This window comes from Catenibacterium sp. RTP21428st1_D7_RTP21428_210409 (genome assembly GCF_040227455.1).
In the GTDB taxonomy this organism is placed as follows: domain Bacteria; phylum Bacillota_I; class Bacilli_A; order Erysipelotrichales; family Coprobacillaceae; genus Catenibacterium; species Catenibacterium mitsuoka_A.
The window spans coordinates 61,060-70,887 of record NZ_JBEHVX010000002.1; the positions used below are offsets into that span (position 1 = coordinate 61,060).

General features: G+C 34.9%; 9 protein-coding genes. All 9 read right to left on the bottom strand.

Annotated elements, in window-relative coordinates; genetic code table 11:
- Window positions 1-23 precede the first annotated feature (23 nt).
- A complete protein-coding gene (gene gatB / locus ABUA27_RS00750) occupies window positions 24-1,457 on the bottom strand; it encodes an Asp-tRNA(Asn)/Glu-tRNA(Gln) amidotransferase subunit GatB (RefSeq protein ID WP_022424718.1) in 1,434 nt (477 codons plus the stop codon).
- A 2-nt stretch (window positions 1,458-1,459) separates the two neighbouring features.
- Window positions 1,460-2,902, bottom strand: a complete 1,443-nt coding sequence (gene gatA, locus ABUA27_RS00755; RefSeq protein ID WP_317374939.1) for an Asp-tRNA(Asn)/Glu-tRNA(Gln) amidotransferase subunit GatA — start codon at window positions 2,900-2,902, stop codon at window positions 1,460-1,462.
- Window positions 2,902-3,192, bottom strand: coding sequence for an Asp-tRNA(Asn)/Glu-tRNA(Gln) amidotransferase subunit GatC (gatC, locus tag ABUA27_RS00760; RefSeq protein ID WP_006506605.1), 291 nt, complete (start codon window positions 3,190-3,192; stop codon window positions 2,902-2,904). The genes gatA and gatC overlap by 1 nt, the downstream gene beginning before the upstream one ends.
- Before the next feature lie 10 nt (window positions 3,193-3,202).
- Window positions 3,203-4,312: a CamS family sex pheromone protein gene (locus tag ABUA27_RS00765; RefSeq protein WP_287846709.1), complete on the bottom strand. Its 1,110-nt coding sequence runs from the start codon at window positions 4,310-4,312 to the stop codon at window positions 3,203-3,205.
- Window positions 4,313-4,508: 196 nt separating this feature from the next.
- Entirely contained in the window at window positions 4,509-4,790 is a 282-nt protein-coding gene (locus ABUA27_RS00770; RefSeq protein ID WP_202976630.1) for a zinc ribbon domain-containing protein, read from the bottom strand.
- On the bottom strand, window positions 4,712-4,912 hold the full coding sequence (locus tag ABUA27_RS00775) for a transposase (protein ID WP_202981952.1): 201 nt from the start codon (window positions 4,910-4,912) through the stop codon (window positions 4,712-4,714). Before ABUA27_RS00775 ends, ABUA27_RS00770 begins: the two co-directional genes overlap by 79 nt.
- A 209-nt stretch (window positions 4,913-5,121) precedes the next feature.
- Window positions 5,122-7,110, bottom strand: a complete 1,989-nt coding sequence (ligA, locus tag ABUA27_RS00780; RefSeq protein ID WP_129981835.1) for an NAD-dependent DNA ligase LigA — start codon at window positions 7,108-7,110, stop codon at window positions 5,122-5,124.
- 62 nt (window positions 7,111-7,172) lie between these two features.
- A complete protein-coding gene (locus ABUA27_RS00785; protein WP_129981830.1) occupies window positions 7,173-9,305 on the bottom strand; it encodes an ATP-dependent helicase in 2,133 nt (710 codons plus the stop codon).
- A gap of 148 nt (window positions 9,306-9,453) precedes the next feature.
- Window positions 9,454-9,828: group II intron maturase-specific domain-containing protein (locus tag ABUA27_RS00790; RefSeq protein ID WP_349820037.1), on the bottom strand; the 375-nt coding region annotated here is incomplete at its 5' end.

Genomic DNA, 9,828 nt, shown 5'->3' on the forward strand with positions numbered 1-9,828 from the left:
CAAAGATATAAAGTAAAGTATAGTTATTTAATTCTTTCTTTAAGAAGTTCAACAAGTAACTTGTTAACCATACCTGGGTTAGCCTGTCCTCTAGACTTCTTCATAACCTGTCCTACTAAGAATCCTACCGCACGATCTTTACCATTCGCATAGTCTTCAATAGACTGTGGGTTGGCATCTAATACTTCATTCGCCATAGTTTTTAAAGCGTTAGGGTCAGAAATCTGTTTCATACCCTTTTCTTCAATAATCTTTTCAGGATCTTTATTTTCTGTCATCATTGGTTCGAAGACCTTTTTAGCCTGTTTAGAAGAAATAGTACCATCTTCAATGAAATTGATTAATTTAGCTAAATATTCTGGATTTAATTCAATATCATCATAAGACTGGTTGTTCTTATTTAAGAAAGCTAAAACATCACCTAATAACCAGTTAGAAGCATTCTTATAGTTCTTAGTATATTTGATTACTTCATTGAAGTAATCAGACATAGACTTAGTAGAAACAAGAATCTTCGCATCTACCTTAGGAATACCATACTCTTCTTCATAATGTTTTTCTCTTTCTCCAGCCATCATAGGTAATTCGTCTTTGATCTGTTCTACCCATGCATGATCTAATCTAATAGGTAAGATATTTGGTTCAGTATAGTACTTATAGTCTACGGCATCCCCTTTAGAACGCATCACTGTAGTCACTTTTTCTACTTCATCATATCTTCTTGTTTCCTGAAGAACTTCTCCTCCAGATTCAATGACTTCCTGCTGACGTCCTGCTTCATAATCAATAGCTTTCTGAACGTTGCTGATAGAGTTTAAGTTCTTGATTTCTGTACGTGTACCAAATGCTTCCTGACCAAATGGACGGATAGATACGTTAACGTCACAACGCATAGAACCTTCTTCTAGCTTTGCATCAGATACTTCTGTATATAAGAATACCTGTCTTAATGCTTCAAGATAAGCACTTGCTTCTTTACCTGAACGGATACAAGGCTTAGTGACAATTTCAATTAGTGGGATACCAGCACGGTTGTAATCAATTAATGAATAATCAGTTAAATGAAGCTGTTTAGCTGTATCTTCTTCCATATGTAATCTTTCGATATCGATACGCTTTTCTTCTCCATCTACTTCAATCATTAAATAACCATTACGTCCGATAGGTCTTTTATCCTGAGTAATCTGGAAACCTTTTGGAAGGTCAGAATAATAGTAGTTCTTACGGTCAAAGCATAGTAATTCATCGATTTCCATATGTAATGCATGACATACACGAATCGCAAATTCTACACCTCTTTTATTTAAACATGGTAATGTACCTGTCATACCCATGTCTACTTCATTGATCATTGTATTTGGATCTTCACCAAATGTAACTGGTGAAGCAGAGAACATCTTTGAATTAGTCTTTAATTCGCAATGTACTTCTAGCCCGATGACTCTTTCGTAATCCATCTTTAGTCCTCCCTCTTATACTGGTTCTTGAATCCTAATGCTTCTTCTAATGCGTAGGCGCAGTTCAAGACAGTCTGTTCTTCAAAAATACGTCCTGAAATATTGACAGCGACTGGCATATTATCTACAAATCCAGAAGGGATAGAGATAGATGGTGTACCTGCAAAGTTGGCAAGACATAACCAGTTTTCAAGAATAATATATTCATCACTTAAATAATCTTCAGCTGCTTCATCAATTAAAGGTGCAACACCTCCGCCATTAGGCGCAATGATGATATCGTAGTTTTCATAAATCTTATTTAATTCATCTACTACAAGTCTTCTAACTCTCTGTGCTTTTCTGAACATCTTTTCCTGATTTTCAGTTGCAAGAGCTAAGTTACCAAGAATGAATCTTCTCTTAATATGATCACCAAATCCATCTGTACGAGAATTGATCATCACATCATCAGGTGTATCACCTTGTTGTCTATCACCATACTTAACACCATCTAAGCATGAATGGTTACTTGTTGCTTCTGAGTTGGCAATAATAGTATATGTAGGAAGTAATGTCTTCATGAGTTTCTTATCCATTTCAACATCTTCTACTATTGCACCAAGAGACTTTAATGTTTCAACAACATTTTCAAAAGTTTTCTTTACTTCTTCATTTCTTACTTCATTAGATACAGTCGTTAATACACCAATCTTTAAGTTAGAAATATCAGTCGTTAAGTTATCTAAGTAATGTGGTACTTCTCTATTTGATGAAGTCATATCACGATTATCTCTACCAGCTAATGCTTCAGTGACAATCGCCATATCACGTACATTTCTAGTAAATGCTCCAACATGGTCTAAAGAAGATGCATAAGGAATAACACCATAACGAGAGATTCTACCCCAAGTTGGTTTAAAACCTACAATTCCACAAAAACCTGCTGGTTTTCTAATTGAGTCACCTGTATCACTACCAAGTGCAAATGGGATAAGACCACTTGCAACAAGTGCTGCAGATCCTCCTGATGAACCACCAGAAATACGTCTTGTATCCCAAGGGTTGTGTACTGGACCAGTTAAAGCTGATTTATTAGTACCACCCATAGCAAGTTCATCCATAGAAGCCTTACCTACTAAACCAACACCATGCTTATTTAATAAATCAACAACATGGGCATTAAATACTGGTACATAATCAGCTAACATCTTACTAGATGCAGTTGTCTTAATACCCTTAGTGTTGTAGTTATCTTTTAAAACATATGGAATATGTGATAAAAGATCATCAGTCATAGGAGCTTCAATAGCCTTGTATGCTTCATCTTCAGTAATAGTTACAAAGGCATTCAGTCTTTCCTGCTGTTTCTTTGCTTCTTCAAATAATTCTTTATAATATTCTTTTACATCTAACTCTCCACTTTTGAAAAGTTCATGTAATTCTTCAATAGTATGTGTCACCATTATCCTACCACCTTTGGAACTCTGATCTGATTACGCTGTACAGTCTTGCAGTTCTTTAATGCATCTTCTGTACTGATTACATGATTAGGTTCGTCCTCTCTTAAGAATGTTGTTTCAACCACATAAGGGAATGCGAGAGGTTCTACACCTTCAGTATCAATTTCATCAAGTGCCTGTACATGGCTCATGAATACTTCATACTGTTCTCTTAATGCTGGCATTTCTTCGTCAGTGATGTTGAACATGGTTTTTCTTCCTAGTTTTTTCAACATTAAATCTGTATCGTCCATAATTGACCTCCTACTGTTCTAATATAGATGTCTTTGCATCTTCACCTTTTTGTTTAATAATCACAGCCATCAATTCATCCTGTGAATACACAAGAACCTTAATATTAAAGTCCTGTGTGAATTTACTATTAATGTTATCAGCAATCACTGAAGTCAGATATAGTAATTCTGTATATGTCTTGATATTCAAGTGTGCTGTGATTTTCATTGTCTGGATCGTATCATCGATATAGTTGGCCTGCCCAACTAAACCGGCAGCTTCAGTAGAAGCTTTCTTCAAGTTAGACTTGATAGTTGCAAATTCTGATGCAGTGGCTGGGTCTAACTTAGTTGCACGAGTACTTGTAAAGTATACATTTTCATGATTCACATTCTTTAAAGTACCGACACTGCCACCTTCACAGAAAGATTCATAAATATAATTACCATTTGTTTCAGATATTTCATTATTATTCGCACGATAAATACCAATCATAACTGGAACATCTGCAAGTTTTCTCTTCTTTGAACGGATATATTTGTATGCTTTCTTAACACACTGCTGGGCATAGCTTCTTAACTTTTCATCACTTAAAGTAATTGTAGGAGAAGAAAGCTTTCCATCAATCTGTTCCTTAGGATCAAGAATAATAGCAACACTTATACCTTTCAAGGCATAACTAGAACCACTCTTCTTATAATAATCCTGTTCAGTGATATTAGACACAAGTACAGGGCTTTGTAAGCCTTCATATGTCTTACCACTTTCTATCTGTAATGTATCAGGATATTTCTTATCTTCTTCTTTAGTTCCTGCAGAGTCTCTTTTTAATAGATTATTGTAATCAGTTGGTGTTAATTGTAATCCTTCTGATAAATAATAATCATTTGTTGAGAAATGCTTTGTTGAAAGAATCTGCAATCCTGAACCAATAGTAACTAAATCCTTTGTATTACTGAAGTTTAAATAGAACTTCTCACTATTCTTAGAACGACCATTGTTGATCATGTTGTAGTAATTACCATCAAATGTCTTTGCAGAAGATTCTTTTGTACTATTTGATGTTTTTACAGTTTTGCTGGAGCATCCTGTCGCAAAAATAAGCATGATACTAACAAGAGCTTTTAATAATTTATTCATAGTCCGCTAGCCTGCCACTCAAAATGTGATTAAATATACTCACATCGAGATAATGTAAGTTCTCACGAACATTACTTACTATGTCATCGTGTATGCTTTTGATTGACCGAAATCATATCTACTCACAAGTTCTAGTACACTCCATAGTCGTAAATTCCCGAAATAGCCTTCGGTACATACCTACGTTTGCGTTTATTTATGCAACTTCGTAAGTGGTAGCATCTCCCAGATTAAGTGCAGCATTGAAATCTCTGTCTTCGATATAGCCACAGTCACATCTGAAAAGTCTATCTGAAAGCTTTAAATCTTTTTTAATATTCTTACAACAATGACATGTTTTAGATGATGGGTGCCATCTATCTACAATTCGAAGTTCAATTCCATTCTCTTTGCATTTAGCTAGAAGTTTTGATTTAAATTCAAAAATTTCTGCGAAGCAACTGCCTTTGAAAGATGCCTGTTCTTCATCATTCCTGATACGTTTAGATCTTCAATCGTTATATAAGATAGCTTGGTTTTTACTATCTCTGCGATTATCTTATTGATGTAATCAGTACGAATATTGTCAATTCTACGATGAAACTTCTGTATCTTAAGCATTTATTTTTGTATATTTCTTTTTTGAGCGAACTCTCCTTTCTTTAGATTTTCATACTTTCGAGAAAGACTTCTCTGTTCTCAAATAAGTTGTTTTTTAAGTTTCTTTAATAAAGCAAAATCTTTTGGTTTATAATTTGAGATATTTGATGTGTTCATTTTAACACTCCCTATGAGCATATAAACACATTCAAACACAAGAGTCAATATATTCAGTTACTTATAATCTTCTCCTTAAATGCTGATTCGTTCATGATTGAAATACCAAGATCAACTGCTTTTGTATATTTAGATCCTGGATTTTCCCCAACAATCACTAAATCTGTTTTCTTTGATACACTTCCTGTGACATTCGCACCCTGGCTTGTTAAATAGTCTTTAATCTGCTTTCTAGTCATAAGTGTAAGTGTCCCAGTAATTACGACTGTCTTATCTCTAAATGGATTATCGCCTGTATCACGTACCTTTAAATAATCCATATTTAAACCTAACTCTTTCAAATGAGCAATCATTTCTAGATTACGTTCATTACGCTTAAATGCTGCAAGAGAAGACGCGATTGTATCCCCTACATCCTTGATGCTTGTTAATTGTACATAATTCGCATTAAGTAAAGCATCCATAGAACCAAAATGATATGCAAGTGTATCAGCCATCTTAGCTCCTATGCCCTTAATACCAAGCCCAAATAGGAGTTTTTCTAAAGAATTCGCTTTACTATTCTCGATTGCCTCTAGTAGCTTATCCATAGATTTCTTCCCAAAGCCTTCAATATCCATGATTTCTTTTTCATGTACATCCACATGATATATATCTTCAATACATGTCACAAAGCCTAAGTTATAGAATTGTTCGATGATCTTATCACCGAGTCCATCAATATTCATTGCTTCACGGCTGGCAAAATGAATCAGTTTTTCAATCTTCTTTGAATCACATTCTTCATTCATACAATAATAAGCTGCTTCATTAGGTTTTCTTACAAGTGGTGAACCACATTTAGGACATACTGTAATCATCTTAAAAGGTATTTCATGACCTGTACGTCTTTCTTTAATAGAAGAAACAACTTCTGGAATAACATCCCCTGCTTTTCTTACAATAACATCATCACCAATACGAATATCCTTACGGATACAATTGTCTTCATTATGAAGTGTCGCACGCTGTACGAGTGAACCTGCCACACGTACTGGTTCTAGCACTGCATTAGGTGTAATTTGTCCTGTACGCCCTATTGTAAAGACAATATCTTTAAGTTTTGTAATAACCTCTTCTGCTGGGAACTTATAGGCAATCGCCCATTTAGGTACTTTAGCTGTATAACCAAGTCTTCTTTGTGAATTAAGATCATTAACCTTAATAACAACACCATCAATATCATATGGAAGTGTTGGTCTAAGTTTTGCGACTTCTTCAATATAGTTCCATACTTCTTTAATGTTCTTGCATTTACGTGTATAAGGATTTGTCTTAAATCCAAGATTTTTAATCTTTTCTAAGCATTCATAATGTGTTGTTGCATTAAGTTGTGATGCTTCTGGTACATGATACAAGAAGGCATCCAGTCCTCTTTTTGCCGCTATACGACTATCTAATTGTCTAATACTACCTGCTGCTGCATTACGACAATTCGCAAAGAGAGGAAGACCTGCTTCAGTACGCTCTTCATTTAATCTTTCTAATGCCTTTTTAGGCATGATGATTTCACCACGTACTTCTAGTGGTCCATTAAAATCAATATGTAAAGGGATAGAACGAATAGTCTTAACGTTATGGGTGATATCTTCACCAATCGTTCCATTTCCTCTTGTTGCACCATATTGTAATACACCATCCTGATATACAAGTGAGACAGATAAACCATCAAGTTTCAGTTCACATATATATTCAGGATTAGGAATCACATCTGTAACTCGATCATTGAAGGTATAGACTTCATCTTCATTAAAGATATCTCCAAGAGACATCATCATACGCTGATGTGTTACCTTCTTGAAACCTTCTAAGACCTCTCCTCCTACTCTCTGGCTTGGAGAATCTGTTGTAATCCAAGCAGGATTGGCCTGTTCAATTCGGATGAGCTCTTCCATTAAACGGTCATATTCCTGGTCAGTGACAGTAGGAGTATCCTGTACATAATATTCATAGTTATATTTATTTAATAAGGCTTTTAATTCATTAAGTCTTTCAAATGACATCTTACTCATTCCTTTTCTTTTACGTATTATAACAAAATTCTCTTCATAATAAAACTTAAAAATCAGTTTGATAAGCGCTTTAAAGCATGATGATTTCCCATTAAGGTCTTGATTCCATGAGGAACTTCAAAAGCTATATCGACAAGTGGTCCATTGACTTTGACAACAACACCCTTACCAAATATATCATGGTTGACTAAATCTCCCACCTTCCAGTCACTTACACCATTATCTCCAATTAAATCTGTATAAGATTCATGAACATAATTACGTGTCTTAAACTTTGAAGGTCTTCCAACATGTTCAACATGATTTCGACCTATTTCATCTACAAATCGAGATGTGACCTTAGGAGATTGGGATACAAAGCTAAAGCCTTGACTATCAGTCAAATAAAGACGCTTTTTAGCACGTGTAAAGGCAACGTAGGCAAGTCTTCTTTCTTCCTCTAATCCCTCATCTCCTCCTTCACTCATTGTTCTTTCAGAAGGGAAAATGCCTTCAGAAAGACCTGATACAAAGACATAGTCAAACTCTAGTCCTTTGGCCATATGAATACTCATAAGTGAGACATAGTCACCTGTCTTTTCTTCATCCTGAGATGTATAGAGAGCAATATCCTGTAAATATGATTCAAAATCAGGTGTTTCTGGATGAGTATTGACATAAGTATCAATAGAATTCTTTAACTCCATTAAGTTTTCAATACGGTTATCTTCCTGCCCATCCTTCATCAGTTTCAAATAACCTGTATCCTTTAATAAATCTTCATAAATATCAGCTAAGCTCTTATCAGAAACTCTTGCTTTCTCGATCACTTCTACAAGTTCTTTGAGTCCTTTTTTAGCTTTACCACCTACACCTGTTTCATCTAAGAAGAAGCAGACTGCTTCATAATTAGAGATTCCATGTCTTGAGGCTGTAAGGGTGATCTTTTCTAAAGTCTTCGCACCAATTCCTCGAGATGGTGTATTGACGACTCTTTCAAAAGATAAATCATCACCCATAACGACTAATCTAATATAACTTAAAGCATCTTTGACTTCTTTACGATTAAAGAATTTTAATCCACCAAAGATCTTATAAGGAATTTGTCTGCGAATCATTTCCTGTTCAATAGAACGAGATAAATAATTCGCACGATAGAGCACCGCAATATGGGATTCAGATACACCGGATTGTGTGATCTTCTGGATTGTATCACAGATATATTTTGATTCTGCCTCTTCACTTACTGCTGCATAATGAATAACTTTATCTCCTTCTTCTAATTCAGAGAATAAATCTTTTTCTAATCTGTTCTTGTTTTTCTTAATAAGATTATTAGAGATATCAAGGATTGTTTTTGTAGATCGATAATTCTGATCTAGTATAACAGTTTTAACGTTTTGATAGTCTTTATCAAAGTTCATGATATAGTTCACATCACTGCCTCTAAATGAATAGATTGTCTGGTCTGGGTCTCCTACAACACAGACAATAGAATCCTGGGCAAAGTAATGAATAAGGTTGTATTCAATAGAACCAACATCCTGGAATTCATCTACATGGACAAATTGATAACGTCTAGACCATCTTGATACAATATCAGGATTATCCTGGAAGATCTTTAATGTATTGACTAAAAGGTCATCAAAGTCCATCATATTATGATCTTCTTTATATTTTTCATACATAGCATATATTTCTGCTTTATGTTTTTCTCCCGGCATATTACCAGCGAGCTGCAGGGCTTTGGCAGGAGAAACAAAGTTAACCTTATATGAAGAGATATAGTTAATCATAGATTTGATACTGATTGATTTTTGATCTATTTCTTTTTCTTTATATAACTTTTTAATAAGTGATTTCTGATCTTCTTCATCCATAATAATGAAGTTATGAGGATAGCCAATGGCAGTAGAGTGTTGTCTAAGTACTCTGACACATAAAGAGTGGATCGTACAGATTGTTGTACCTAAAGATGTACCTAGAATGTTTTCTACTCTTGTTTTCATTTCATTGGCTGCTTTATTAGTAAATGTGATAGCGAGAATGTTATGAGGATTGACTCCTACTTCTTCAATTAAATATGCTATACGATATGTGACAACACGTGTCTTACCTGAACCAGCACCCGCAATGATTCTTAGGTGTCCATCTAGATAAGTGGCTGCTTCTAATTGTTTAGGGTTTAATAATTGACTAAGTTCCATATTTGTAATCCTCCATTCGCATCCTCTAATATAATAGGGTAGACAGGAAATAATATCAATACTGAGATTAATTATTATTTCTGTGCCTCCCGTTGCACCGTACGTACGGGTCTCGTATACGGCGCTACATTTATATGATAATTTCAAACTAACTTAGATAGTAGTTAAGAGGATTGACCAAACCTGGTCTCTCCTTTTTCTTTATGGCTAGAATCTTGGGACTAAGTAGAAAATTGACTACATGGCCATCGGCCTGTCTGTATAGACCTAGCCTAGTGTTTGCTACCGAGAATATTTGTTCATCTGTAAAGAGACATCTGAGTTTCTTATTCAGTTTCTGTAGATTAATATAAATTCTTTTTGGCTTCTTCCACTGTTTAAGAATAATAACTCTGATTTTGTGGCGAAGCCATTGACCAAAGACGTCAACGAAATATTTCATCACGCCTATTCGATAGTAGTTAATCCATCCCACTACAATCTGGTTGATTCTTTTAAATGTAACTGCAATAGGACGTGCAAT